General features: G+C 52.7%; 26 protein-coding genes. 13 read left to right on the top strand and 13 right to left on the bottom strand.

Annotated features, from left to right (window positions below; translation table 11 throughout):
• Positions 1-104 precede the first annotated feature (104 nt).
• Positions 105-638, top strand: a complete 534-nt coding sequence (gene ppa, locus DU000_RS04735) for an inorganic diphosphatase (protein ID WP_114402230.1) — start codon at positions 105-107, stop codon at positions 636-638.
• 152 nt (positions 639-790) lie between these two features.
• Positions 791-2,413, top strand: a complete 1,623-nt coding sequence (locus DU000_RS04730; protein ID WP_114402229.1) for an NAD+ synthase — start codon at positions 791-793, stop codon at positions 2,411-2,413.
• Here the strand turns inward: DU000_RS04730 and DU000_RS04725 are convergent, their stop codons facing one another.
• The gene (locus DU000_RS04725) at positions 2,414-3,022 is read right to left on the bottom strand and encodes a DUF2238 domain-containing protein (protein WP_114402228.1); all 609 of its coding nucleotides are present in this window, start codon (positions 3,020-3,022) and stop codon (positions 2,414-2,416) included.
• 71 nt (positions 3,023-3,093) lie between these two features.
• Between DU000_RS04725 and DU000_RS04720 the strand changes: the two genes are divergently transcribed.
• Entirely contained in the window at positions 3,094-3,816 is a 723-nt protein-coding gene (locus DU000_RS04720) for a pseudouridine synthase (RefSeq protein ID WP_114402227.1), read from the top strand.
• A gap of 11 nt (positions 3,817-3,827) precedes the next feature.
• Here DU000_RS04720 and DU000_RS04715 read toward each other — a convergent pair whose 3' ends face one another.
• Positions 3,828-5,075 carry a GNAT family N-acetyltransferase gene (locus DU000_RS04715; RefSeq protein WP_114402226.1) on the bottom strand — a complete coding sequence of 416 codons (1,248 nt, stop codon included), beginning with the start codon at positions 5,073-5,075 and terminating at the stop codon, positions 3,828-3,830.
• Between the two features lie 152 nt (positions 5,076-5,227).
• Here DU000_RS04715 and aceB point away from each other — a divergent pair, with 152 nt between their 5' ends.
• The 9 genes from aceB to nhaA all read left to right on the top strand — a co-directional run bounded on the left by aceB (position 5,228) and on the right by nhaA (position 14,210).
• Positions 5,228-6,826: a malate synthase A gene (gene aceB, locus DU000_RS04710; protein ID WP_114402225.1), complete on the top strand. Its 1,599-nt coding sequence runs from the start codon at positions 5,228-5,230 to the stop codon at positions 6,824-6,826.
• 131 nt (positions 6,827-6,957) lie between these two features.
• A complete protein-coding gene (locus DU000_RS04705; protein ID WP_114402224.1) occupies positions 6,958-7,692 on the top strand; it encodes a S1 family peptidase in 735 nt (244 codons plus the stop codon).
• A gap of 34 nt (positions 7,693-7,726) precedes the next feature.
• Positions 7,727-8,263, top strand: coding sequence for a gamma carbonic anhydrase family protein (locus DU000_RS04700; RefSeq protein ID WP_114402223.1), 537 nt, complete (start codon positions 7,727-7,729; stop codon positions 8,261-8,263).
• A gap of 85 nt (positions 8,264-8,348) precedes the next feature.
• Entirely contained in the window at positions 8,349-9,470 is a 1,122-nt protein-coding gene (nadA, locus tag DU000_RS04695; protein ID WP_114402758.1) for a quinolinate synthase NadA, read from the top strand.
• A 55-nt stretch (positions 9,471-9,525) separates the two neighbouring features.
• Entirely contained in the window at positions 9,526-10,044 is a 519-nt protein-coding gene (locus DU000_RS04690; RefSeq protein WP_158529633.1) for an anthrone oxygenase family protein, read from the top strand.
• On the top strand, positions 10,019-10,864 hold the full coding sequence (gene nadC / locus DU000_RS04685; protein WP_240001802.1) for a carboxylating nicotinate-nucleotide diphosphorylase: 846 nt from the start codon (positions 10,019-10,021) through the stop codon (positions 10,862-10,864). The genes DU000_RS04690 and nadC overlap by 26 nt, the downstream gene beginning before the upstream one ends.
• Entirely contained in the window at positions 10,864-11,751 is an 888-nt protein-coding gene (gene rarD, locus DU000_RS04680) for an EamA family transporter RarD (protein ID WP_114402220.1), read from the top strand. The genes nadC and rarD overlap by 1 nt, the downstream gene beginning before the upstream one ends.
• 249 nt (positions 11,752-12,000) lie before the next feature.
• Positions 12,001-12,957, top strand: a complete 957-nt coding sequence (locus DU000_RS04675) for a calcium/sodium antiporter (RefSeq protein ID WP_114402219.1) — start codon at positions 12,001-12,003, stop codon at positions 12,955-12,957.
• A gap of 5 nt (positions 12,958-12,962) precedes the next feature.
• Complete coding sequence (nhaA, locus tag DU000_RS04670; RefSeq protein WP_114402218.1) at positions 12,963-14,210, top strand: Na+/H+ antiporter NhaA; 1,248 nt, start codon at positions 12,963-12,965, stop codon at positions 14,208-14,210.
• Here the strand turns inward: nhaA and DU000_RS04665 are convergent.
• Together DU000_RS04665 and nadB are read right to left on the bottom strand one after the other, a co-directional pair.
• Positions 14,207-15,037, bottom strand: coding sequence for a bifunctional transcriptional activator/DNA repair enzyme AdaA (locus tag DU000_RS04665; protein ID WP_114402217.1), 831 nt, complete (start codon positions 15,035-15,037; stop codon positions 14,207-14,209). The genes nhaA and DU000_RS04665 overlap by 4 nt on opposite strands.
• A 69-nt stretch (positions 15,038-15,106) precedes the next feature.
• On the bottom strand, positions 15,107-16,720 hold the full coding sequence (nadB, locus tag DU000_RS04660) for an L-aspartate oxidase (protein WP_114402216.1): 1,614 nt from the start codon (positions 16,718-16,720) through the stop codon (positions 15,107-15,109).
• A 77-nt stretch (positions 16,721-16,797) separates the two neighbouring features.
• Here nadB and DU000_RS04655 point away from each other — a divergent pair, with 77 nt between their 5' ends.
• The gene (locus tag DU000_RS04655; protein WP_114402215.1) at positions 16,798-17,958 is read left to right on the top strand and encodes an aminotransferase class I/II-fold pyridoxal phosphate-dependent enzyme; all 1,161 of its coding nucleotides are present in this window, start codon (positions 16,798-16,800) and stop codon (positions 17,956-17,958) included.
• 27 nt (positions 17,959-17,985) lie between these two features.
• Here the strand turns inward: DU000_RS04655 and DU000_RS04650 are convergent, their stop codons facing one another.
• From DU000_RS04650 to DU000_RS04610, 9 genes are all read right to left on the bottom strand, one after another.
• Entirely contained in the window at positions 17,986-19,257 is a 1,272-nt protein-coding gene (locus DU000_RS04650) for an ABC transporter permease (protein ID WP_114402214.1), read from the bottom strand.
• Positions 19,254-19,958 carry an ABC transporter ATP-binding protein gene (locus DU000_RS04645; RefSeq protein ID WP_114402213.1) on the bottom strand — a complete coding sequence of 235 codons (705 nt, stop codon included), beginning with the start codon at positions 19,956-19,958 and terminating at the stop codon, positions 19,254-19,256. Before DU000_RS04645 ends, DU000_RS04650 begins: the two co-directional genes overlap by 4 nt.
• A 5-nt stretch (positions 19,959-19,963) precedes the next feature.
• Positions 19,964-20,455 (bottom strand): DUF2796 domain-containing protein, encoded by a 492-nt coding sequence (locus DU000_RS04640; protein ID WP_114402212.1) that lies wholly within the window; start codon positions 20,453-20,455, stop codon positions 19,964-19,966.
• 27 nt (positions 20,456-20,482) lie between these two features.
• Positions 20,483-21,244, bottom strand: a complete 762-nt coding sequence (locus tag DU000_RS04635) for a ZIP family metal transporter (RefSeq protein ID WP_114402211.1) — start codon at positions 21,242-21,244, stop codon at positions 20,483-20,485.
• A gap of 41 nt (positions 21,245-21,285) precedes the next feature.
• Positions 21,286-22,248, bottom strand: coding sequence for a M14 family metallopeptidase (locus DU000_RS04630; protein ID WP_205074016.1), 963 nt, complete (start codon positions 22,246-22,248; stop codon positions 21,286-21,288).
• A 12-nt stretch (positions 22,249-22,260) separates the two neighbouring features.
• Positions 22,261-22,767 (bottom strand): phosphoribosyl-AMP cyclohydrolase, encoded by a 507-nt coding sequence (gene hisI / locus DU000_RS04625; protein ID WP_114402210.1) that lies wholly within the window; start codon positions 22,765-22,767, stop codon positions 22,261-22,263.
• 18 nt (positions 22,768-22,785) lie between these two features.
• Positions 22,786-24,153: a dihydroorotase gene (locus DU000_RS04620; RefSeq protein WP_114402209.1), complete on the bottom strand. Its 1,368-nt coding sequence runs from the start codon at positions 24,151-24,153 to the stop codon at positions 22,786-22,788.
• Positions 24,154-24,320: 167 nt separating this feature from the next.
• Complete coding sequence (gene cysS / locus DU000_RS04615) at positions 24,321-25,730, bottom strand: cysteine--tRNA ligase (protein ID WP_114402208.1); 1,410 nt, start codon at positions 25,728-25,730, stop codon at positions 24,321-24,323.
• A complete protein-coding gene (locus DU000_RS04610; RefSeq protein WP_114402207.1) occupies positions 25,727-26,791 on the bottom strand; it encodes a CobW family GTP-binding protein in 1,065 nt (354 codons plus the stop codon). Before DU000_RS04610 ends, cysS begins: the two co-directional genes overlap by 4 nt.
• Between the last annotated feature and the right edge of the window lie 45 nt (positions 26,792-26,836).

The raw sequence follows: 26,836 nt of genomic DNA, 5'->3' as shown, positions 1-26,836 counted from the left end.
TAACTTAATTGTCTAATTATTAAGCTTTTGCAGATCGCTGCGCCTTGGCAATGGATTCAGGAAGTTATAATCAACCCACGTTAGTTTTTTGATTGGATACAGCTATGAACTTAGACCGCGTTGGTCCCGGCACCAAAGCCCCAGAAGAATTCAATGTCATTATCGAGATCCCCATGAATGCGGACCCGATTAAGTATGAGATCGACAAAGAAACAGGCGCGCTGTTTGTAGACCGTTTTATGATGACCCCAATGCGTTATCCGCTCAATTACGGGTATATCCCCAACACCATTGCGGATGATGGTGATCCGGTCGATGTCTTAGTGTTGACTCCTTTCCCGATTGTGGCTGGTGCGGTAGTCAAATGTCGTGCGATTGGCGTGTTAGAAATGGATGATGAAGCCGGCGGTGATGCGAAATTACTCGCTGTGCCCACGACAAAGCAGTTGCCTTTGTATGAGAGCTTGCAAAAACCCCAGGATCTGCCCGCGATACAACTCGATCAGATTCGCCACTTTTTCGAGCACTATAAAGACCTCGAAAAAGGCAAGTGGGTCAAAGTAAAAGGCTGGGCAGATGCAGAGGTCGCCAAAGCGGAGATCCGCAAAGGGCTGGCCAATGCGGCAGCGGCGAAATAACATCGCCACTTTAGACTGCTAGAGCTATTACTGAATTGAGTATAAGCTCAGTGAATAATCATGCTGCTCCAAGCGCAGTGCCTGAAAAGGCCTGCGCTTTTTCTTGCCGTTAAGATAATGATTGTTTTTTCATTGCTCTGTGGATGTCACTTATGACCCTTCGTCTGGCTCTGGTTCAACTCAACTGTGTTGTTGGCGACTTGCCCGGCAATCGTAAAAAACTACTGCGCGCGGCGCAACAGGCGGCCGCCCAAGGGGCCCACGTGGTGTTAACGCCCGAGCTATCGCTCACGGGCTATCCACCGGAAGACTTACTTTTGCGCACCGCGTTTTATCAGGCCTGTGCACAGGAGCTGGCCGCGCTGGCAACCGAGCTGGCGGAGTTAGAAGTGCATGTCGTTGTGGGCTACCCCGCGCAGAATCCTCAAGGCAAGGCTTTTAATGCGGCGGCGGTACTGTACCGTGGGCAAATTGTCGCGCAGTACCACAAACATGATTTACCGAATTACACGGTCTTTGATGAGCAGCGTTATTTCACACCCGACAATCGCCCCTGTGTCTTCGAGTGTCAGGGCGTGCGTCTGGGATTGAATATTTGTGAAGATACCTGGTTTGCCTATGCGCCTGAATGCGCGAAAGCGGCCGGTGCCGAAGTGCTATTGGTGCTCAATGCGTCGCCTTATCACATGGGTAAACAAACCACACGCCTAGATGTGCTGCGCCAGCGCATTCAGGAAACCAATTTGCCGATCTGCTATGCCAACCTTGTAGGTGGGCAAGACGAATTGGTGTTTGATGGCGCATCGGTAGCACTCAATGCACAGGGCGACTGCGTAGCGCAAGCCCCCAGCTTTGCCGAAGATATGGTGTTTGTGGATTATGCAGATGGCAAGCTGCAAGCTATTTCGAATGCTGTCGCTGAACCCGCCCCAAGCTTGGAAGCCGAAGTCTATGCCGCGCTGGTGATGGGCGTGCGTGACTATGTGCAGAAAAATGGCTTCCCCGGTGTGCTGCTGGGTTTGTCCGGCGGGGTGGATTCGGCACTGGTGCTCTGCGTGGCCGTGGATGCGCTGGGGCCAGACAAAGTCCGCGCCGTGATGATGCCTTCACCGTACACCGCTGAAATTTCCTGGCTGGATTCGCGGGCTTTGGTGGAAAACCTCGGGGTACGTTATGACGAAGTGTCTATTCAGCCCTGCTTCGATGCCTTCCTGCACACGCTCGCAGACGAATTTAAGGGCCTGAAAGCCGACACCACCGAAGAAAATTTACAAGCGCGGATTCGTGGCACGCTGTTGATGGCACTCTCCAACAAATATGGTTCGATTGTGCTGACCACCGGCAACAAGAGCGAAATGGCAACGGGCTACTGCACACTGTATGGCGACATGGCGGGGGGCTTTGCCGTGATTAAAGATGTGCTGAAAACCATGGTGTATCGCCTGTGCGCGTATCGCAATACCCTGCGCCCGGATATTCCTGAACGCATTCTCACGCGTGCCCCGAGCGCCGAACTGCGACCCGATCAAACCGATCAAGATAGCTTGCCGCCCTATGAAGTGCTGGACGATATAATTCGTCGCTACATGGAACAAGATGAGCCTGTCGTCGACATCATCGCCAGCGGCCATGCGGCGGAGGTGGTGAATAAAGTCGTGCGCTTAATTAAGCTGAACGAATACAAACGTCGCCAAGCACCGGTAGGCATTCGCGTGACCGAGCGCGGCTTTGGGCGTGACTGGCGGTATCCGATTACCAATAAATTTAGAGAGTAATCAGCGTAGTTTTTGTATTTGCCGATCATGCCTACGACTTAGCAGCGCCAAGGCGCAGCAAGCACCGAGTAAAGCCATCGCCATATCGGACTGCGTATCCCATATATCGCCCTGAGTGCCCAGAAATTCTTCGGCCCCTTGGCCGAGAATGAGTGCCGCAACCCACTCAATCAATTCATAGCTAGCGCTAGTCGCCAGGGCGATGCAGATGCAAATAAACGCGAGCATCTTGCGGCCTTGAACATAGGCTCCACCTAACAAAATTTCCCGTGCAATCAGCGCGGGGACAAAACCTTGGGCAAAGTGGCCGATCTTGTCGTAGGGGTTGCGGCTAAGATGAAGCCACTCTTGCAAGGTAAATCCAAGTGGCACACGCGCATAACTGTATGCGCCACCCACGATCAAAATCACCGCATGTAGGGCGAGTAAGCTATACAGCAATGGCGTCAGCGGCCAGCGGCGATAAGTTAGCCAGAGCAGGGGCAAGCCAAACAGCACCGGAAACACCTCCAGCCACCAAGTAATCCGATCAAAGGGCTGTAGCCCAGAGATTAGGAGCGCAAATAGCACAATCGCTTGCAAGACAATCAGGTAATTTTTTTGTGGCATCTAGGTATCCTTTAGTTTGCCTACATAATCTTGCCTGCATCATAAAACCAATTTCAACCTGATTGATTACTATGCCCACGCTACAAACCCTGGATCGGATTCTGCAATCGCAAGGCTTCGGCACACGCCGTGAATGCCAGTATTTAATTGAGACCGAACAAGTACAAGTGAATGGCGAGACCATTGATTCGTACCGCGAGAAATTAAACCCAACGGGCTATCAGCTCACTATCGCTGGCGAGGCTTGGCCTTATCAAGAGAAAGCCTATGTCGCGCTGTATAAACTGGCTGACTACGAGTGTTCCACCAAACCCAAGCACTATCCCAGTGTGATGAATCTGCTGCCGGTTCCGCTGCGGCAACGTGAGGTGCAACCGGTTGGACGTTTGGATGCAGACACCACGGGTTTGTTGCTATTCACCGATGACGGGCAGTTTATCCACCGCTGTACTTCGCCGAAAAAAATGGTGCCGAAAGTGTATGAGGTGATAACCAAGCATCCGCTCACCGAGGCGATGGCGCAACAGTTGCTAAATGGCGTGGTGTTGAACGACGACCCCGATACAGTCTGCGCCCATGCGGCAGACATTAAAGATGAATGCTGTTTGCACTTAACGATTACCGAAGGCAAATACCATCAGGTTAAGCGCATGTTGGCGGCGGTGAGTAATCGCGTGGAACAACTCAAGCGGATTGCGATTGGCCAGTTTGTAATGCCTCCCGACTGGGCGCCTGGGAGCTGGCATTGGCTTACGCCCGAACAATTAACGCAAATTGAAACGCCGCTGAAATAGTTGGCGTTTGCTTACGCCACGCGCAGGGTGAGGCTTGAATGATTGAGCGGACTATGTTCAGCCAGCTCATCCAGATAATGTTGCATGCCCTTGGTTTCAGCCGCCACAAAATCAGCCACCGCCTCATGAAAGCCAGGATGGGCCATCCAGTGCCCCGATAGCAGCGGTTCCGGCATAAACCCCCGTGCCATTTTGTGTTCGCCCTGTGCGCCACCTTCAAAGCGCTGAATGCCATGCCGAATGCAATATTCAATGCTCTGGTAATACGCCAGCTCAAAATGCAAATAGGGATAATCGCCCAGTGCGCCCCAATAGCGCCCATAAGCGGTGGGCGTGTCCAGGGTGTGATCAACCATCAAGAAAACAGCAGCCACGCGCCGCTGAGATTGCTGCGGATCGGTCGCAAAAATCACCTGCACATGTTCGGGTAAATGTTGCCCCAGCAAAGTGAAGAAGGCCTGGTTCAAATAGGGTGGATTGCCGCGTACATGATAGGTGTGGGCATAGCAGGCATAAAAATCCGCCCAGTCCTGTTCGCGCATCTCGGCACCGCTCAGGTGTTGATACTGGAGGCCATGCTGCGCGGCATAGCGCCGCTCTTGGCGGATATTCTTGCGCTTTTTCTGCGTCAGTCCTTGCAGATAATCTTCAAAATGCGCAAACCCTTGGTTTTGCCAATGGAACTGCACGCTGGTGCGCAGCGCCCACCCGGCTTCGCTTAAGGGTGAGGTTTGCGCGTTGGGCGGAAAGAGCAGGTGCAGGGATGACAAACCCAGTTCGCGCACTGCCGTTTGCAGGGTGCTGATGAGTAGCGCTTGCAAGGCAGGTGTTTCCGCCAGCAGGCGTGGCCCACGTACGGGCGTAAAGGGCACGGCGCAGAGGAGCTTGGGGTAATACGCCAAACTGTGCCGCTGATACGCCTCGGCCCATGACCAATCAAAAACAAATTCGCCATACGAATGGGTTTTTAAATACAGCGGGCAGGCGGCGACTAAGCGTGCAGCCTGATTCTCGGTGGCCGGTTCCCATACGGTGAGGTGGCGCGGCTGCCAGCCGGTTTGGCGGCTCACACAGCCGGCAGTTTCCAGCGCGGCGAGAAATTCATGCCGGGCAAACACCTGCCCACCCATGTCGGTATGCTTGGGATGAAGCAAAGCATTCCAAGAGGTGGCGGGGCAGTCGCTAATCGTGTTGAGCCATTTGATTTCGTAGGGTGACGCTGCTGCGCCAGTGGGTGTGATATCTGAAGGTGTTTGCATTATGAGAGCGTACCCCAAATCAGCATTTAGAGTGTCCAAGTGCAATTACAGCTAAATAAGTCATAAATCTTGCCACTATTTCATGCTTTTAAGGTGAAAGAGCTGGGTGTACAGTCAATCCATCGTAAACAAAGACCACCAAGGAGGCCACCATGACGATTTCCCTGCCCACCGGCATGCAGATTACTGCCGATATTTCCCCCGAATTTGCCCAGATTCTGACCCCGGATGCCTTGGCCTTGGTGGCCAAACTGCATCGGGAGTTTGAGGCGCGTCGCCAAAGCTTACTGGCTGCTCGCCAAACCCGCGTGGCTGAACTGGATGGTGGCAAACTGCCCGATTTCCTCACCGACACCCGTGCGATTCGCGAAGGGGATTGGACGATTGCCCCGCTGCCTGCCGACCTGCAATGCCGCCGGGTTGAAATCACCGGCCCGGTTGAACGCAAAATGATTATCAACGCGCTTAATTCCGGCGCGGATAGTTATATGACCGACTTCGAGGATTCCAACGCGCCGAGCTGGGATAACCAGATTCAAGGTCAAATCAATTTAAAAGAAGCGGTTCGGCGCACGCTGACGCTGGAAAGCGGCGGCAAAAGCTATCGCTTGAATGACAAAGTCGCCACGCTGGTCGTACGCCCACGCGGTTGGCATTTGGATGAAAAACACGTGACCGTCGATGGTCAGCGCGTATCCGGCGGTATTTTTGATTTTGCGCTCTACCTCTATCACAACGCCAAAGAATTGTTAGCACGTGGTTCTGGCCCTTACTTCTACCTGCCCAAAATGGAAAGCCATTTAGAGGCCCGCTTGTGGAACGATATTTTCGTGTTGGCACAAGAAGAGATCGGCATTCCGCGCGGCACGATTAAAGCCACGGTGTTGGTTGAAACCATTCTTGCCGCGTTTGAGATGGACGAAATTTTGTACGAGCTACGCGAACACAGCGCGGGCCTGAACGCAGGGCGCTGGGACTACATTTTCTCCTGCATCAAAAAATTCAAAGTCAATCAAGACTTCTGCTTGGCCGACCGCAAAAACATCACCATGACCGTACCGTTTATGCGTGCCTATGCCTTGCTGTTGCTCAAAACTTGCCACAAGCGCAATGCCCCGGCGATTGGTGGCATGAGCGCCCTCATCCCCATTAAAAATGATGAGGCTGCAAACGAGGTGGCCATGGGCGGTGTACGCGCCGACAAAGCCCGCGATGCGGGGGATGGCTACGATGGTGGTTGGGTAGCCCACCCAGGCTTGGTACCGATTGCGATGGCCGAGTTTCAAAAAGTGTTGGGCGATAGACCGAACCAAATCGATAAAAAACGCGATGATGTGCAAGTGGTTGGGGCGGATTTGCTCAACTTCCAACCTGAAGCGCCCATCACCGAAGCGGGCTTGCGCAACAACATCAGCGTGGGGATTCAATACCTCGGTTCTTGGCTGGCGGGCAATGGTTGCGTGCCCATCTTTAACTTGATGGAAGATGCCGCCACCGCCGAAATTTCGCGCTCGCAAGTGTGGCAGTGGATTCGCTCACCCAAAGGCACGCTGGATGATGGTCGCAAAGTCACGGCAGAGTTAGTTCGCCAGTTTATCCCTGAAGAAATGGCTAAGATCAAAGATGCCATTGGTGCAGAACGTTATGAGGCTACGTATGTGCGGGCGGCGGAGATTTTTGAACAAATGTCCACCAGTTCGCAATTTACGGAGTTTTTGACTTTGCCGTTGTATGAAGAGTTGCAAGGTTAACTTTCAGAAATAGCCACACCCAGCCCCTGCACCCTGTGCAGGGGCTTTTTATTAAACTTACTATCATCGCAGATAGGCGCATAATGGGCAGTCTTGGATGTCCATGCCTTTTCTTCTATGACTGCCACACGATGATCGAATCCATTCTACTCAGCGCGGTTCCCATCTTTACGTATGACATTGATACACCGCTGACAAATGCCAGTGGATTCTTCTTTGCACGGGATGAACGGCTGTTTTTGGTCACTAGTCGGCATGTGATTTACGATGAACCGAGCAAACATTTCCCCAGTCGTTTAGAAATTGAGTTGCATACCAATGCGCAGAACATGGCGCAATCCATTGGTTTTTCTATTCCCCTGTATCGCGATGGACAAAGCCTGTGGCGACAAACGAATGACGCGGCGGGTGAGGTGGATGTGGCTTTGATTGAAATTGACCGGGCCGCACTGCCCGTAACCGCTGTTTATCAAGCCTTTACGCCGGCCCATTTGGTGGCGATGAACCATCAAGTCGAAGTCGGCAGCTCTTTGTTGGTGGTGGGGTTCCCCTTGGGGTTTCACGATACCTTGCATCACATGCCGGTGGTGCGGCAAGCGATTATTGCCTCTTCCTTTGGCTTGCGGTTTCAGGGGCAAGGCTACTTTTTAACCGATGCCCGCACCCATCGCGGCACCAGCGGTGCGCCAGTCGTCATGCGCATTATGCATCCCACGGTGGACCAAGCTACGTTGCCTTGGCTTCTGCTGGGCGTGCATTCAGCCCGGCTCGATGTGGGGTCACGCGATATCGAAGTCGATGAGGCGCTTGGGCTAAACTGTGCCTGGTACGCGGATATTCTGAATACCCTAACGGGGCCATACTAACTGCGTTTTAATTTTTATATTTCACTTTTTTATCATGCCGCTTGAAAAATATCTCGATACCTTTCCGCACATCGCGGAACAGGTTTTTCTCCATGCCAGCGCACAAATCATTGGCGATGTCAAAATTGGGCAAGACAGTTCTATCTGGTGCCACGCAGTCTTGCGCGGCGATGTGAACCATATCCACATTGGGGTGTGTAGCAATGTGCAAGACCTGACCATGTGCCATGTCTCGCACAAGACGCCGAGTAAGCCCGAGGGTTCACCGCTCATCATTGGCGATTACGTGACGATTGGGCATAGCTGCATATTGCATGGCTGTACGATTGGCAATGAGTGTCTAATCGGCATGGGCACGACGGTAATGGATGATGCCGTGGTGCAGAACCAAGTCATGGTGGGGGCGGGGAGTTTAATTCCCCCTGGCAAAGTGCTGGAAAGCGGCTACCTATACATTGGCCGACCCGTTAAGCAAGTGCGCCCGCTCACGCCCGAGGAAATCGCCTATCTACGCTATTCCGCCGAGCACTATGTGCGCGTAAAAAATAACTACCTGTCAGCAAGCAAATAAGCTTGTTCCAGTAAGGTCGGCTGTAGTCACTTACAATAGCGGAGTTATAGATCCATCGGAGACCCCATAGGTCATGACTGCTGAAATGACGACAGCCACTACTGCTACTTTCCCCGTTGAATTTTGTCGCCACGACTCCACCGTGGCGCAGGCTTGGGCGCGGGTGCCCGAAGAGCCGGGTGCGAATGAGCGCACGGAACTCAAAGCCAAGATCAAGCGCTTGCTCAAAGAACAAAACGCCGTACTGGTGGCGCATTACTATACCGATCCCGATCTACAAGACCTCGCCGATGAAACGGGCGGCTGTGTTTCTGATTCGCTCGAAATGGCGCGCTTCGGCAAAGCCCATGCCGCCCAAACACTGGTCGTGTGCGGGGTGCGCTTTATGGGGGAAACGGCCAAAATTCTCAGCCCCGAAAAACGCATTTTGATGCCGGATTTAGAGGCCACTTGCTCCTTGGATTTAGGTTGTCCCGCCGATGAATTTGCGGCCTTTTGTGATGCGCATCCTGACCGCGAAGTGGTGGTGTATGCCAATACCAGCGCGGCGGTCAAAGCGCGGGCCGACTGGATGGTGACGTCTAGTATTGGCCTCAAAATTGTCGAACATCTGCACGCCCAAGGCAAAAAAATTCTGTGGGCACCCGATAAACATCTCGGGCACTACATTCAACAAAAAACCGGCGCTGATATGCTGCTCTGGCAAGCTGCGTGTGTGGTGCATGACGAATTCAAAGCGAATGAATTACTGGCCCTGAAAGACAAACATCCGCTCGCCAAGGTTTTGGTACACCCCGAGTCACCTGACAGCGTGTTGCAAATGGCGGATGTGGTCGGTTCAACCACGCAAATCATCAAAGCGGCCCAAGAGCTGGATGCGCTGGAATTTATTGTGGCGACCGATAACGGCATTCTCCACAAAATGCGGCAAGCCGCGCCCGGTAAAGTCTTTATTGAAGCGCCTACCGCCGGTAATGGCGCCACCTGCAAGAGCTGCGCCCATTGCCCGTGGATGGCGATGAATGGCTTGCGTAATCTGGCTCGCACCTTAGAAACCGGCAGCAATGAAGTGTTCGTTGATCCTGCTATTGGGCAACAAGCCGTGCGCTGTATTGACCGCATGCTGGATTTTGCGGTGCAAGCGGGCGTGAGCAAACCTGCCGAAACCTACAACCAAAAATATGCGCATGGGATGGGGCCAGCATAGTAATGGTATGCGCACGCTAGCGGCTAGCAATTGAGAAATGCTGAGAGGAGAAGTCATGAATGCACGCTGGCATACGCTGGTGCAACTATTAACCTTGTTGTTACTTGGTTTGATGGCAGGCTTTTTCTTTGCTTTTGCGTTTGACGTTGTACCGGCTACCTTGCAATTGGATGCAGAGCATTATGTATTGACACAACAAGCGATCAATCGTGTCGTACGTAATGTTGTTTTTGGCATGGTCTATTTTGGCTCTGCAGTGTTTCCATTCATTTTGTCGTGGTCTTATTATCAAAGAAAAACACTGTTATACGCCAAAGCATGGTTGATCGTAGCACTGATTTATTTTGTGATGGTTTTTGTATTAACGCGCTGGGTGAATGTGCCCATCAATCAAGAAATGGCAGATTGGAATCCTAACTTGCCGCCAGAAAATTGGCAGGTTTTAAGAGATCGCTGGAATATGAGTAACTACATTCGCACTGCTGCCGCAACAATGTGCTTTATCGCCGGACTATTTTTGACTATACGAATATCAACTCAAAATGCTTATGCAAACTCATCACTTAACAACTGAAATCGAAAATAACGTTACCGTTGCGCTGACGGAAGATGTGGGCGCGGGCGATTGGACTGCGATGTTGTTGCCCGCCGAACAGACCCGCAGCGGCAAAGTAATCTGCCGTGACCATGCGGTGTTGTGTGGGCAAGCGTGGTTTGAAGCTTGTTTCAAACGCTTAGACCCCAACATCGAATTAACGTGGCATATCGCGGAAGGCGCTGCCATGCAGTCGAACGATACGGTGTGTACCTTCACCGGCAAAACGCGTGCGTTGCTCACCGCAGAGCGTCCGGCCCTGAATTTCTTGCAAACCCTCTCTGGTGTCGCCACTAAAACGCGCGAATATGCGCAGGTCGTTGCGGGGACGAATGCAGTGGTGATGGATACGCGCAAAACCTTACCCGGCCTGCGTTTAGCGCAAAAATACGCGGTGCGGGTAGGCGGTGGCGCGAATCAACGCATTGGTTTGTATGACGGCATTTTGATTAAAGAAAATCACATCGCCGGTGCAGGCGGCGTGGTGCCGGCACTGAATGCAGCCAAAGCACTCAATGCCGGCGTGAGCATTCAAGTCGAGGTCGAAACCCTCGCGCAACTGAGCGACGCCTTAGACTGGGGCTGCACCTTGATTTTGCTGGATAACTTTAGCCTCGACCAAGTGCGCGAAGCAGTTCGCATCAACGCCGGTCGGGCCAAGCTCGAAGTCTCGGGCGGCGTGAATCTAACGACTCTACGCGCAATTGCCGAAACCGGCGTGGATCGTATTTCGATTGGCACCCTCACCAAGGATGTGCAATCGGTCGATTTTTCGATGCGCTTGGATTCATTCAACTGATGCAACTCGGCATCCTCTACGCCGCTGCCGCCTACTTTTTGTGGGGCTTGTTTCCCCTGTACTTCAAGCAATTACAAAGTGTAGGCGCGTTGGAAATTGTGTTGCATCGGATTATGTGGTCTGCGGTATTCCTGTACGTGATCTTGGCGTTTCGCCGCCAGTGGGCCTGGCTGGCGGCCCTACGCCAGCAACCGAGAGTGGTGTTGCGTTTTTTGGCGAGTTCTGCTGCACTTTCACTCAATTGGTGGGTCTACATCTGGGCAGTCAATAACGGCCATGTGGTGGATGGCAGCTTGGGCTATTTTATTAACCCGCTCATCAATGTCTTGCTCGGGTATCTGGTCTTAAAGGAGCGCTTGCGACGCGGGCAGTGGGGGGCGATTGCTTTGGCCGCGCTGGGGGTGCTCTGGCTAACCTATGATGCAGGTCAGTTACCCTGGATCGGGCTGGTGTTGGCGCTTTCCTTTGGTACGTACGGCCTGATGCGTAAAACCGCCAGTTTGGGTGCGCTGGAAGGACTTTCGCTCGAAACGTTGCTCCTCGCCCCTTTTGCCTTGGCGTATTGGGCTTGGTTAATTCAGCAGGGCCAAAGCGACGCGGTGTCTGCGCCGCTGAGTACGCAAGGGTGGTTGCTACTGGCGGGGCCGATTACTGCGATTCCGCTCTTGCTGTTCGCGGCGGGGGCACGACGGATTCCGCTCTCATTGCTGGGTTTACTGCAATACATTGGCCCCACGTTACAGCTCTTACTGGGTGTGTATTTATACAATGAGCCGCTGGAAGGACATAAGCTGTGGGGCTATGGGTTAATTTGGTTGGCACTGTTGGTTTACTCTGCTGAAGGTCTATTCAACAATCGGCAGGCCAGACAAATCGCGAGCCGGTGAACGTGATCTATTGACTGATTATGCATTGAACGATTGAGTTCACTTTCTGCGTTTTATGTAGTTTATCAACCGATTAACGCTCAATAACCCCCAATGATGCCGAATTACTGGCTGACTCAATTCTATTTAAGCGTTGAACTATCCTGGTTTGTTCGACTCTGATCGATTTAATGCTTCATTCATTGCCTTGAAGCACCTCGTCTTGACCAAGTTGTTGTGAGCTGATTAAACCACGATAAGAGTGAGCATATGGATATTTGGATCAGTATTGGGCTGGGCTTAGCGCTTTTACTCACAGGCGGCGAACTGCTTGTTCGTGGTGCGGTTGCCTCTGCTAAGTCTCTGGGTGTTTCACCGTTATTGATCGGTCTGACCCTAGTGGGGTTTGGTACGTCAACCCCAGAGTTGGTGACCAGTGTTACGGCTGCGTTAAATGGATCGCCAGGTATTGCTGTGGGTAATGTGGTCGGTTCAAATATTGCTAACGTTCTATTCATCTTGGGACTATCGGCACTGATCTATCCATTAACTGTTAATCCAAAGGGATTTAAACGAGACGCATTGATGTTAGCGGTCTCTACCCTGGCCTGTTTAGCAGTCGTGCTGCATGGCGAAATGTATCGGTGGGTCGGCTGTGTCTTTGTTGCGGCTCTCTTGATGTATGTAGTCTATGTTGCAATTCAAGAAAAACGAATCCCGGATGAGGCAGCTCTGGTGGCTGAGCATCGTGCGGAAGATGCGCGCAAAGGACCAACCAGCATCCTGCTTTCAGTCGGAATGGCGATTGTCGGTATTGCTATCACCATTTTTGGTGCGCGCTATTTAGTAGAGGGCTCGATTGCTCTAGCGAAAGGGTTGGGGGTTTCAGATACGATCATTGGCTTAACCATTGTGGCGGTTGGAACCTCTATGCCCGAGCTGGTGACTTCTGTTATGGCGGCGCTGCGCAAACATGCAGATGTCGCTTATGGAAATATCGTTGGTTCAAATATATTTAATGTGCTATTTATCTTAGGGACGACATCCATTATTCAACCCATTCAGATTCCTCAACAGATTATCCGTTTTGATATCTGGGTCATGTTAATGACCACCGTCCTGTTGATTTATTTTGCGCGTACAGGGGCAAAGCTACAACGCTGGGAGGGCTGTGTATTTATGCTGGGTTACGCTGCCTATACCGCTTATTTAATTGCGATTGCTTAATCTCTATGACTGCTCCTTCTTCTCATAAAGTATTGGGTTTTTTACCGCAAGAAGCCTTCCCTGGCGCTCTGCTGGTATTGATTGCGGCGTTGGCGATGCTGGTCGTTAACTCGCCGTTGGGCCCGCTCTATCAAACCGTACTGTCAACGCCCTTCAGTATTGGTCCAACGGGTGGTGGTATAGAAATGACCGTGGCCTACTGGATTAAAAATGCGTTAATGGCCTTATTTTTCTTTTTTGTTGGACTAGAACTGAAGCGCGAGCTGTTAGAGGGCCAGCTATCTAATCCCAAAGCGGCGTTCTTGCCCGTGCTCGCTGCTTTAGGGGGAATGGCTGCGCCCGCATTTCTGTACTGGGTATTTGCAGCGGAAGCTGGGTTCGCTAAGGGGTGGGCCATTCCAGCCGCAACGGATATTGCTTTTGCGCTTGGCGTTTTATCACTGCTTGGGAATCGTGTTCCAGTCGCCCTCAAGGCTTTTTTACTTGCAGTTGCGGTGGTGGATGATCTGGGTGCGATTTTGATCGTCGCACTATTTTATACAGAACAAGTTCTGACGGATTACTTGTTGATAGCGCTGGGTATTGCTAGCGTGCTGTGGATCATGGGCCGGTTTAAGCTGCCTTTTATTGGCCTGTATCTCTTGGTGGGCATTGGTTTATGGACGGTCATGTATCAATCAGGGATCAGTCCGACGATTGCGGGGGTGATCGTAGCGGCTTGCATTCCCCTGCGTGCAAAAGATGGGCATAGCCCTTTGCATGAAGCCGAACACCAGTTTCGGCCTTGGGTGTTATTTTTCATTATGCCGATATTTGCGTTTGCGAATGCCGGACTCAGTTTGAACGGCGCCAGTCAGTATTTGATGCATCCAATAACCTTAGGGACGGCACTGGGTTTGGCGGTCGGCAAGCCTGCCGGCATTGCGATCATGACTTATTTGGGTGCCACGCTTATGAAGGCAAGACCCCCAGGCAATTTAGGTCAAATTATTGGTGTGGGTTGTATTGCTGGCATCGGGTTTACGATGAGTTTATTTGTTGGGGCGCTAGCCTTTACTGAGCCGACGCTCGCAACACCGGTTCGGTTAGGGGTCTATACCGGGTCTATTTTCTCAGCCTGTTTAGGCTTAATTATTTTGACGCTAAGCTTGCCGCGAGCGGGGCGGATTCATTTTTTCTCAGCAGAGGACCAAACTCGCCCCTTTATCCGTGCCGAGCCGAAGTATGAGGCGCATGATCAGACAAAACCTTAATCTGATTGCTCTATGTCTAGCAAACTTGCTTTGCGATCCAAGCCCCAACGGTAGCCACCCAACCCACCATCGCCACGCAAGACGCGGTGGCAAGGAATGAGTAAGGCTAGCCGATTCGCCGCGCAGGCACTGGCAGCCGCCCGCACCGCTTTGGGGTGGCCAATTGCAGCGGCTACTTGCATATAGGTTTGGTGGGTGCCGGCGGGAATCTGTTGTAGGTAGCGCCAGACTTTGATTTGAAATACGGTGCCACGAACATCCAGCGGCAAATCGGGCAAGGCGTGCTCACCACGCAGGTACGCATTGAGGGCGGTAATCCATTCGCTAAAGGCGGGAGAGGGCGTGTGCATAGCGTCAATCGTAGCCTGTGGAAATTCGCGCTGTAAGGCCGAGAGCAGGGCGGCGTCATCCTCTCCGAATTGCACACAGCATAAGCCCCGATCAGTGGCAGCGAGGAGCATGCGGCCTAAAGGTGTGTCGGCAAGGGCGTAGCTGATGACCTCTCCGGCCGCGCCGCGCTGGTAACGGCGCGGAGTCATTCCCAGGGTTTGATCGATATTTTCATAAACGCGGCTGGTCGCCCCATATCCCGCTTCATACAGTGCTTGCGTCACTGGCACTTGCTGGCGCAATTGGGCCTTAAAGTATTGCTGACGCTGCGCCAGTTGGTATTGTTTGGGCGTAATGCCATAGCGTGCGGTAAAGGCGCGTTGCAGGTGGGTTGGGCTACCACCCACTTGTGCGGCAATGTCGCTGACGGAGTGGGACTCAGTCGCTGATTGGGCAAGGAGTTGGCGGAATTGTTCGAGCCGATCAAGTTTTTCCATGTGTGTACTGTAGCTTGATCGGCTAGATAAGCCTATCCGTTTTTTGCGTTGGGTAGTCAGGGTATTGAATTAGTGCCGATGCAAAATTGTGAAGCTAGGCGAGGCTTCCTTGTTTGGGAAATCCTTGGTGTAATGCAGTCCCCGACTTTCTTTACGTTGCACGGCGCTTTGCACAATTAAATCCGCGACGGTGGTGAGGTTACGTAGCTCCAACAAATCTGGGCTGATCAAGTAACGGTTATAAAACTCATCCACTTCTTCTTTGAGCAGGCTAATCCGCCGTTGGGCTTGAGCTAGGCGCTGGTTGGAGCGCACGATGCCGACGTAGTTCCACATCAGGCGGCGCAGCTCATCCCAGTCATGCGAGACGGTGACTTCTTCCTCGGCCCGCGTTACGCGGCTTTCGTCCCACTGCGGGATAGATGGAATGGTTTGCGTTGGGCGCGTCAAAATATCCGCGGCCGCCGCCTTGCCCATGACCAAACATTCCAGCAAGGAATTTGAGGCCAAGCGATTCGCGCCGTGTAAACCCGTGCAAGCGACTTCGCCCACCGCATACAAGCCTGTAATGTCCGTGCGGGCGTGTAAGTCGGTAAGCACCCCGCCGCAGGTGTAATGCGCAGCGGGCACCACGGGGATGGGCTCGTGTGTCATGTCGATGCCCAATTCTTTACACGTTGCGTAAATATTGGGGAAGTGGCTCAGTATAAATTTGGCAGGTTGGTGCGTAATATCGAGATACACACAATCCAAGCCGCGCTTTTTCATTTCGTAGTCAATCGCACGGGCCACCACATCACGCGGGGCCAGCTCTTCGCGTTTATCATGGCTGGGCATAAAGCGGGAGCCATCGGGCAGCAGCAGTTTGCCACCTTCGCCGCGCACCGCTTCGGTAATCAAAAATGATTTGGCGTGAGGGTGATACAAGCAGGTTGGGTGAAACTGAATAAACTCCATGTTCGCCACGCGGCAGCCCACGCGCCAGGCCATCGCAATGCCATCGCCGGTCGCGGTATCAGGGTTGCTGGTGTACAGATAGACCTTACCCGCGCCGCCCGTCGCCAGCACCACAAAGGGCGCGGTAAAGGTTTCGACCTGCTGCGTGGCTTTGTTAAACACATATGCGCCGACGCAGTGATTATCCGTTATGGCTTGCTCATTCCCGCCTTCCCACTTCGCTAGCTTGGCGGTGGTAATCAGGTTGACGACGTGATGACTTTCAAACAGGGTAATGTTCGGGTGCGCACGTACCTTGGCTTCCAGCGTGGTTTGCACTGCATGGCCAGTGGCATCATCGGCATGAATAATTCGACGGTGGCTATGGCCGCCCTCGCGGGTTAAGTGGTAGCCAGTTTTGCTGCTGGCATCGGGCGTGAAGGGCACGCCTTGTTCAATCAGCCAGCGAATGCTGCTAGGACCATTTTCCACAATGTAACGCACGGCGTTTTCATCGCACAGACCCGCACCCGCAATCAGCGTGTCTTGAATATGATCGGCGAAATTATCTTCGTCTTGGTCCAGCACGGCCGCGATCCCGCCTTGCGCCCAATCACTCGCACCTTCTATCAATGCGCGTTTGGTCACAATCGCCACGCGTTTTTCATTGGCCAGTGAAAGCGCCACGGTCAGCCCAGCCAAGCCGCTGCCAATAATGAGAACATCATGGGCATGCAAATCACTCATAATTCATTCAACTTTATGCACATATCAACATAAAGAGCATTGTAAGCGCAGATTGAGCGTCGCGTTACAATGCAGGCATGAGCAACAGCCAATCTAAATTTTCTGACTACACCCGCAGCCTTGAGCCCAGTGCGCGGCGCCGCGCATTGCCATCGACTGAATGGCCCGGTTTGTTGGCGGATTTTTCCCACAACAATTACTTAGGCCTAGCGCAAGATCCTGAGCTGATTGCCGCTGCGCATGCCTGTGCGCAGGCGTACGGCGTGGGGGCAACGGGGGCACGCTTACTGTCCGGCAATTTGCCCCCTCATGCTGCACTGGATGCGGCGATTGCCGCTGCGAAGGGCACGGAATGCGCGTTGACCTTTAATTCTGGTTATCAAGCCAATGCCACCGCGCTGGCAGCCTTGCTGGATAAAAAAGTATTGGGCGCCGAGCCACTGGTGTTTGCCGATCGGCTGAATCACGCTAGTTTGCATCATGGTTGCCAGTTGGCCGGTGTGCACCAGCTTCGCTACCGGCACAATGACCTCACGCATTTACGCGAATTATTGGAAAAGTATGCCCATGATCCCCGCCCGAAATTTTTGGTGGCGGAGACGGTGTTTGGGATGGATGGCGATTGTTTAGATATGCCCGCCATCGCCGCTTTGGCCGATGAATTTAATTTGTTCTTATTTTTAGATGAAGCGCATGCCACGGGTGTGCTCGGCACGCAGGGCTATGGTCTGGCTGCGCAGTGGATGGATGGAGGCCGTCGTGGCGCGGTAATGGGCACCTTTAGCAAGGCGATTGGCGTGTCCGGCGCGTATGTGGCGTGTAGCGAAGTGGTGCGCGATTATCTGCTCAACCGCTGCACGGGCTTTATTTATTCTACGGGCTTATCGCCTGCCGTAGTGGGGGCGGTGCAAGCCGCTTGGGCCAAGCTCCCCAGCCTACAAGCTACGCGCACGGCTTTGTTAGAAACCGCTGCGCAATTCCGCCACGCTGTGCAAGCCTTGGGTTTTGATACGGGCACCTCTACCACGCATATCGTGCCGCTGATTGTGGGCGCAGAAAGCCAAGCCTTGGCGTTGAAAGATTATTTGCTTGAGCGGGGTTTGCTGGCTTCAGCGATCCGCCCACCCACCGTCCCACCTCATACCGCGCGGATTCGAGTCTCGCTCTCGGCTTTGCATACGCCAAGTCAGATCAAGGCGCTATGTGATGCCCTGGCAAGTTGGTCCAGCAGGTTGTAAGTATTCCGTTTCTGTAGAACCCTATGGCTAATATCTGGGGGTTAGGCCATCAGCCAATGATATGCGCCATGCTCGCCAGCCAGGTAGCAGGCTGGCGACAAGGCCGGTCAATAAGATGGCACCGATTAACCACCATTCGTTATAAGTAGGCAGGCGTTGCAATACTACAATCCCGAATTGGGATTGTAGTAGGGGAGCCAAGCTGGTTATGCCGACAGCCAATAACACATAGCCCAATGCGATACCGAGTACCGTGATGAATATACCTTCAGCGGTTAGCATCAGAAATAGATCTCTTGGGCCTGCCCCGAGGGCTCGCAAGATGGCTAGCTCACGGCGCCGCTCGGTTAGCCCAGCCATCAGGGTTGCAGTGAGCCCGGCTAGGCCAACGATGACCACAAGGGATGATACTAATAACAAGAGATTCTCGACCATCGTGAGTGTTTGCCACAACTCATCCAGTGCAACACCGGGCATGACGGCCAGCAGCGGTTCTCCAGGGTCGTTATTGATATGGCGCTGCAGCTTAAAGACAGTCGATCGGCTGTTTAGCCCAATCAATATTGCAGTGATATCTTGCGGGCGTAAGTCGAATTTTCTGACATGTTCGGCGGGGATCTTCACCCCAGGTAATGGTACCCCACCCATCCAATCCAAATGAACCGCCGTAATTGCCTCAAGACTGACATGCACTGTACGGTCAATCGGCGTGCCCGTTGGCGCTAGGATGCCAACAACCCTAAAAGGCTTATCAGCATGCTCTGGCCCTAGAGTTTGCATGCCATGCGAGAGCGTGATTTTGTCTCCAATGGTATACCCCAGGGTTTTCGCTACCTGATGCCCGATAACAGCCTCAAACACCGTATCCACCGTACCGCCAAAACTTTTCCCTTTGGCGAAAAACAGGGGTTGTTGTAAACCATAACGTAAATGGGAGAAGTATTGCGGTGTTGTCCCTAGCACAGGAAATCCCTGGTGAGAGTCTCCCAGACTGAGTGGGATAGCCCAAGCGACGTCAGGGTGTGTTGCTAAACGCTCGACGTTATCTATCCTGATATTCTGGGTCGCATTACCGGTATGGAAAACGGCATACAGCATGAGTTGTACTGGGCTGGTACGTGCGCCCACCACCAGATCAACGCCAGATACCGATTGCGTAAAACTCGCTCGAGCATCGGTGCGTACACGTTCAACGGCTAGTAACACCGCCGTTGACAAGGCAATCGAAAATAGGACGATGATGAGAGTCTGCCGACGTGCCCAAGCGCTGTTGACTGCAAGCTTGATGATGGCTTTCATGCAGGCTCCCTATTGGGCTGATTGATGTCTGCGAGTGCTACCGTACGGTCAAAGTGTGTGGCCAGCCGAGCATCATGGCTCACGAATAGCAGGGTAGCATTAACGCTACTGGCTTCAGCTAGCAATAAATTAATAAAAGCCTGCTGCCTTGCGTCATCCAGCGCCGAGGTAGGCTCATCGGCAATCACAATTTCCGGTTTGCCAATTAATGCCCGGGCCGCCGCAACCCGTTGTTGCTGTCCGACAGACAGGGATGAGGCCGGGCAGTGCCAGAGCGCTTGAGATAAGTCGAGTTGAGTGAGTAGATGCTGTGCTTGCGTGCGTAAGTCACCAGCCTGGTGTCGGCGTCGTGCTGAAAAAGTGCCAGGCAACAACACGTTATCCATGGCAGATAACCATGGCAATAAATTGAACTGTTGAAAGATAAAGCCGATATGATCTGCGCGAAAGCGATTACAGGTAGCACTGGGTAAGCGTGTGAGATCAGTCCCTAGCAGATGAATCGTTCCAGATTGTGGTCTGGCCACGCCACCGAGCAACGCCAGCAGCGTACTTTTACCACTCCCCGATGGCCCATGCAGAAATACACGCTCGCCCTGTGCGACTGTGAAAACAGGGATGTCAATGCAAGCCTGTTGTTGCTGTGGCCAACTGTAGCGTAGTTGACTTAGCCGAATAGCGAGCGTGTCGGTGCTAGACATTCGTTCTACCAGTTTAGTCGGGGACGATTAGGACTTAAACGAGCGGCGCCTTGCCCGGTTGGTCCAATCCGCTGAACGTCAAGGCGATACAAGCGTTTGAAGGCTTTAAAGAGGGTGGTCTCGATTGATTTAAGCACGTTTGGATCGTTGCAGTGGAAAACATAGTCGGCGTTGATATCTGCATGTCCTCCCTCAAATTTGGGTAGGCGTACCTGGGTAGATTCAATACGGCAATTCGCAGCAGGGGGCAATATCCACAGCGCAGTAGCATCTCTCAGCGTTTTCTCCGCTAACGCCAGTGCTGCCTTTTCCTTGTCATTTTTGGGGGCGCGTTCAAAGCCAACCAGTACGTCTAAAGGGAGGGTCAACATGATTGAGAGGGTCGATTTTTCGATCGCGACATCTAGATTTCCTTCACCATGTACATGCTTCTGATGGGCGATCAGGGATGACATCCAAGACGTGAGTAGAAGGGCCATAAAAATATGTTTTTTCATATTCGTTCTCCGAAATGGCGTTAAGTATTAAAGCACAGAGATCGCGACGCCAGCGCCTAGCAGCAATCCATGCCAGCCGAGACCTTGCCATTGGGACTTGAGCCGAGGTAAAAGGTCAGCGATTGAAATATACAAGAAGCTAGCTGCAGCGAGGATGATGACATAGGGCACCCAGTCCTGAATCTGTTCAAGCGCAATATAACCAGCCAAGCCGCCCACTACCGATGCCAGACTTGATAGCGCGTTCCAGAAAAGTGCCCGTTTGTACCCCCACCCAGCCGCTAATAAAATCGCAAAGTCGCCCGCCTCTTGGGGGATCTCGTGGGCGATGACGGCGACGGCAGTTGTCCAACCGAGCGCTGGGTCAGTCAAAAAGGCAGCAGCGATGAGGAGTCCATCGGTGAAGTTATGAAAGCCATCACCAATCAAAATACTCACTGGGGCAGATTCAGCAAGATGATGAGGAAGCGAACGATCCTCCTCATGCAACAAAGCGGTGCCTGGGCCGCTATGTGGCTGAGCATGCCGCCACAATGCTAATTTTTCCAGGATAAAGAAACCAAGGACCCCGCCAAGTAGCACAGGAAAGCCTTCATGCGGGGTTAAACCAGAACTGAGTGCTTCAGGTAACAAGTGCAGCATTGCGGTGGCCAGGAGTATCCCCGTGGAAAAACTAACAGCGTAAGACAGCCATCGCCTTGAAAGACCTGCTATCACACACCCTGCAGCAAGTAAACTTAATACCCCACCAAGCAAACAGGCGCTAACGATCTGCAGAATTAATGGCATATTGGTACGATTCCATGATTGGTATCATTCAAACAAGATCTTCAACCCTGATTCAACCGCGACGATTTTTCTGCCAAGTAGAACCATTCTTGATTTACTTGTGCGTTTGGATTGGGAAAAACAATCCAGCCATCCCGATCAGCTATCAATGCCGTGCCATCATGACGATGAGCAATGAGATCGCCATACTGGACCGATTCAAAGCTTTGCCAAGCTCGCGAAAATGTATCGTCGGGATGAAGGCGATCAATCACCCGGTATAGTCGGATAACTTCGCGCGCAGCGGCGGGGGCTGGGGGCGCAGCATCACGGATCATGTTCAGATGGTGCAAGGTATTCAAGATCGCTTGATACGCGATTTGGGGCGCGGCATCCTCCTCGTGTTGACCACATTCCAGCGTGATCGCGATGCCGCCATAACGGCGCATGGTTTCGGTTGTGCCGACGCCATAATCAATATTCGCCTCTGCGCCACGGGCTTGTCGATCTTTTACGCCCTGGGCATACGTTTCCAGCCAGCCTTCCACAAAACGACTAACGCCTAAGGCCAAAGCGAGGGCTTCTTCTTCATGGGCGCGGGTAAACGGTTCAATTTCACCATGATTGTTACTTGGCCCAATGAGTGCAAATGGGGTGCCCGGCGTATGGAAGGAGTGCAGATCAAGTAAAACATCATGCGCTTTCAATAGTGGGCAGAGGACGTTGGCCAAGTGGTCCTCGAAGTCTTGTGGGGTAGCAGACTCACGCATATTGCGGTTTAGGTTGCGGTCACCGTGGCGACGTTTGAGCTGAAAAGCGAGTGGATTGGTGATGGGGACTAGCGTCAGGTGACCACGGGTGAGAATGAGGCGGCCCTGCTCAATATCGGTCATTAAGCGACGAATGGCTAAGGTGCCACACACTTCGTTGCCATGAACCGCGCCCAATATGATCAGCCTAGGTCCTGCTTGCAGGCTGGCAAATTGGTGAATAGCGATCCCAGTTGGGATGGTTAACTCAGACACAATTTTCTCATTTCATAAAATAGTGGGGTTAGGGGCATCACCGTAGACCTGCTTTGGATCAAAGGTCTTTGCGTTTTCTGCATAGCCAATCTTACCCGTTTGTAGTTCGATAGTACGGTAAAAGCAGCTACGGTAGCCAACATGGCAGCTCGCTGGTGCCGCATAAGTGCCGGCAGATAACGATACGCGCAGCCACACGGCGTCTTGGTCATCATCGATACGTATTTCAACCACGCGCTGCACCAAGCCGCTGGTAGCTCCTTTGTGCCATAACACCTGGCGACTGCGGCTCCAGTAGTGTGCCTCACCAGTCTGTATCGTTTTTTCCAAAGCGTCACGATTCATATAGCCCAGCATCAGTACCTCACCGCTGGTCGCGTCGGTAGTGACACAGGCGATGAGGCCATCCTGATCGAATTTCGGCGCTAGATCGTGGCCTTCTTCAACTTGTTCAATCGACGTGCGGGCCGCGAAGTGAATAACCTCTGGGGGATGGGTATCAGGCGTTGACGTGGTCATAAGTGAGCTCCTAGCTGGTTATGGATTGGTAGGCGTTTCTAAAAAGCGAATGGCCTGGCCTTGCGGTGAACCTTGCAAAGCTTCGTCGCGCATGATGACTTGACCACGAATAACGGTATGAATAGGCCAGCCGGTAATATGCAGTCCGTCATAGGGAGTCCAGCCACTGCGGCTGGCAATCCATTCGTTACGGATTGTTCTTTGCGCAGCTAAATCAACTAGCGTGAGGTCAGCATCAAAACCGAGCGCTATCCGGCCCTTGCCCTCGATACCAAAAATGCGCGCAGGTCCAGCACTGGTCAAATCGACCAACCGTTGCAGACTAAGGCGACCGGCATTCACGTGGTCCAACATCAGCGGGAGCAGGGTTTGGACTCCGGTCATGCCACTGGGCGACTGCGGGTAAGGCTTGGCCTTTTCCGCGCGGGTGTGCGGTGCATGGTCGCTACCGATAACATCCACTACCCCATTACGGATAGCTTGCCAGAGTGCATCCTGATGATGTTTTTCGCGCACAGGAGGATTCATCTGCGCCAAGCTACCTAAGCGCTCATAACAGTCGGGGGCATACATACTGAGGTGGTGCGGCGTGGTTTCTACGGTTACGCGGCGCTTGTGCTGGGCGAGAAACGCCATTTCTTCGGCTGTGGTGACATGCAAGACATGGAGGCGACGACCAGTTTCAGCGGCGAGACTGACTATTCTTTGCGTGGCGAGTAGCGCGCTATCAACATCACGCCAATGATGGTGCTCTCTTACATCGCCACTGGCTTCAACCAATGCCTTACGCTCACGCAGTCGTGTCTCGTCTTCGGCATGCACGGCCATGCGGCGCTTACCATGCCGCAAAATACGGCGTAGCACATCGTCTTCGTCGGCCAGTAAGTCACCGAAGGAACTGCCCATGAAAACCTTGACACCCGCGCAGCCTGGTAGCATTTCTAAAGTGTCTAGCTGTTCCGCATTGACTGCAGAGCCCCCCATATAGAACGCGTAGTCACACCAAGCTCGTCCTTGTGCGGCATCAAGCTTGGCTTGCAAATCGCCTTCCCATAATGTGAGCGGGTGGGTGTTGGGCATTTCGAATACGCCTGTCACACCCCCAAGCACGGCGCCACGGGTGCCACTTTCCAGATCTTCTTTGTGGGTGAGACCAGGCTCCCGAAAATGCACTTGACTATCAATCACGCCGGGAAGGACGTGTAGTCCGGTTGCGTCCAGCAAGGTTTCTGCACTCCAGTGATGACGCAGATCGCCGAGAGCGGCGATACGGCCATTGACACAGGCGACATCGATAGATTCAGGGCCATTGGGGGTGATCACGATGCCCCCAAGCACCAATAAATCGGCATGATTAGAATGAGGGTGATTAAATTGTATTGACATTCATTATGCTCCTGATCGTTTGGTTTGGGCTTCATCCTCTTGTAGCGGGTAAATCGTTGTTAGGTTTTGTTAGGGCTGACTGAAGTGATAGAGGTTCCTCTCTACTAGATTCAGCAAATCGCAGTCTTTACCTAAAGTCAGCCATAACGTGCTGTGATTTCACCTCATTATTCTTTGGTGAGGGCTCGCAATACTTGTCCTTGAGCGCTGTCTTCAACCATAAAGCCTGCTTCTGCTAGCGTGTCGCGCAAGGCATCAGATTTGACAAAGTCTCGATTTAAACGTGCAGCCGCGCGTTCAGCCAATAAGCCATTAATCATGGTTTCATCGATCGGCGATACTGGTCTCTTCGCAGTTTCTGGACGCAGTGTTGCCAGGGCCTCCAAGGGGGGCTGTTGCAACAGCCCCAGCATCCCAGCAGACGCCAGCAGCACAGACTTAGCGTGTGCCCGCTGGGTATCGGTTTCTGCATGATTCAGTTGCGCTAGCAACACGTGTAGTCGCACCAGTGCGCCGGGCAGATTTAGGTCGCTGCACAGTGCTTCTAGGACCCGTTCGTCGGGCTGGGTCTGCGGTATGACATCAATGTGCCTCACCTTATTCAAGCTCTCGTAATACTTGATCAGGGTATCTTTTGCACCTTGTAAGCGTTGCGCATTCCAATCTAACGGTTTGCGGTAGTGGGTTGAGAGCAGCGCTAAGCGAATCGCTTCTCCAGGAGCCTGAGCCAATAGATCGCGTACCAGCAAGACGTTGCCGAGAGATTTGGACATCTTCTGCCCATCCACGGTGACAAAACTATTGTGGACCCAAGTACGGCAATAGGGCGTACCGTGAGCGCAGGTGCCTTGGGCGATTTCATTCTCGTGATGCGGAAAGATCAGATCCTGCCCGCCACCATGAATGTCGATGGTATGTCCTAGGTGCTGGCTAATCATGGCCGAGCATTCGATGTGCCACCCAGGACGGCCCCGCCCCCAGGGGCTATCCCAGCCTGGGAGATCAGGGCTTGATGGTTTCCAGAGTACGAAATCCATCGGGTCACGCTTATATGGCGCCACTTCCACCCGCGCCCCCGCGATCATATCCTCAGTGCGCCGCCCCGAAAGCTGACCGTAGGCGGGGAAAGAGGGTACATGGAACAGCACATGTGCCTGTTCCACATAGGCATGGCCTTTTTCGATCAAGGTCTGAATCAGTTGAATGATGCTGGGGATGTGTTCCGTGACGCGTGGCTCTATGTCCGGTGTTAATACGCCAAGCGCATACATGTCTTCGTGATACGCATTGATGTAACGTTCTGTGATGGTCCCAATCGCTACGCCCGCAGCGCGAGCAGCTGCATTGATTTTATCGTCTACGTCGGTGAAATTACGCACATATACCACTTGAGAATACTGTTGACGTAGTAAAGTCGAAAGTACATCAAACACCACGGCAGGCCTGGCATTGCCAATATGCGCGTAGTTATAAACGGTGGGGCCACACACATACAATGTAACGCGCTCTGGCTGTTCGGTTCGCAGCGGTTCTTTTTTGCGTGTCAGTGTGTTGTGCAGGATGATTGAAGGGGTCATGCGATGGTTTCTTGCGGTTTTGGTTGGATTTGACGAAAAGGCGCAAAGGTTTTTTCAATCATGGCTCGCCCTACCTCTTGGGTAATGAATACCAAGCGCGAATGACGGTCTTCGCTCGGCCAAGCAGGTAAGGTGACCGGTGGATGAAAAATGTGTTGCACACCATGAATCACCACCGGGCGGGGATTCCCTTCTATATTGAGTATTCCTTTGACGCGCAGAATATTGCTGCCTACAAAAGCCGTCATTGTTTCAAGCCAGGCTGTTAGCACCTCGTCAGAAATCGGTTCTGCAAACGAATAACAGAAAGCGTGGATTCTGTCGTCGTGGCGGTTTACATCGTGGTTATGATCGTGGTTGTGATGATGTGCATGCGAATCTGCGCCCGCAGCATAAGCCTCTTCGTTGAGCCAGCGTTGCACATCGGGCGTTTTGTCGGTTGTGGCGAACAAACCGAGATTGAGCACATGCTGAGCACTGATTTCACCGTTTGTCACTTCCCAACGAGTAGCAGCGGGATTGATACTGTTCAGTCGTTGGAGCAGGGCATGACGTTGCACCTCGCTGGCCAAGTCTGCTTTGGTCAATAGGAGCGCATCGGCGACTGCCGCTTGCTTGATGGCTTCCTGGTGCTGATCCAGGGTATTCATACCGGTGGCTAAATCTATTGTGGTCACAATCCCATCAAGCCGATACTTCGAAAGAATTTCCGGATGACTCATTAGGGTATGAATAATCGGGGCTGGGTCAGCCAACCCCGTCGTTTCTATGATCACCCGCTGAAATTGGCGTTGGCCATTCCGCGCAAAGCGCCAAGTGATATCGCGTAATGTTTTTACTAAATCATGGCGAATGGTGCAGCATAGACAACCGCTGCTCATCTCCATGATCAAATTCTCAGTGCTATGTGCGACCAGCATATGGTCCAAAGCCATTTCGCCAAACTCATTGATAATGACCAAGCTATCGGCCAGTTCGGGCTGACAAACCAAATGGTTGAGCAAAGTCGTTTTGCCACTACCGAGAAAGCCGGTAATGAGGGTGACGGGAATGAGGTTCATGATGCCTTTTCTTATGTTGGTGAGGGGCAATGTGGTGACAGTGCT

This window comes from Parvibium lacunae (assembly GCF_003335215.1).
In the GTDB taxonomy this organism is placed as follows: domain Bacteria; phylum Pseudomonadota; class Gammaproteobacteria; order Burkholderiales; family Burkholderiaceae_D; genus Parvibium; species Parvibium lacunae.
This window is presented reverse-complemented; position numbering and strand designations above follow the sequence as displayed.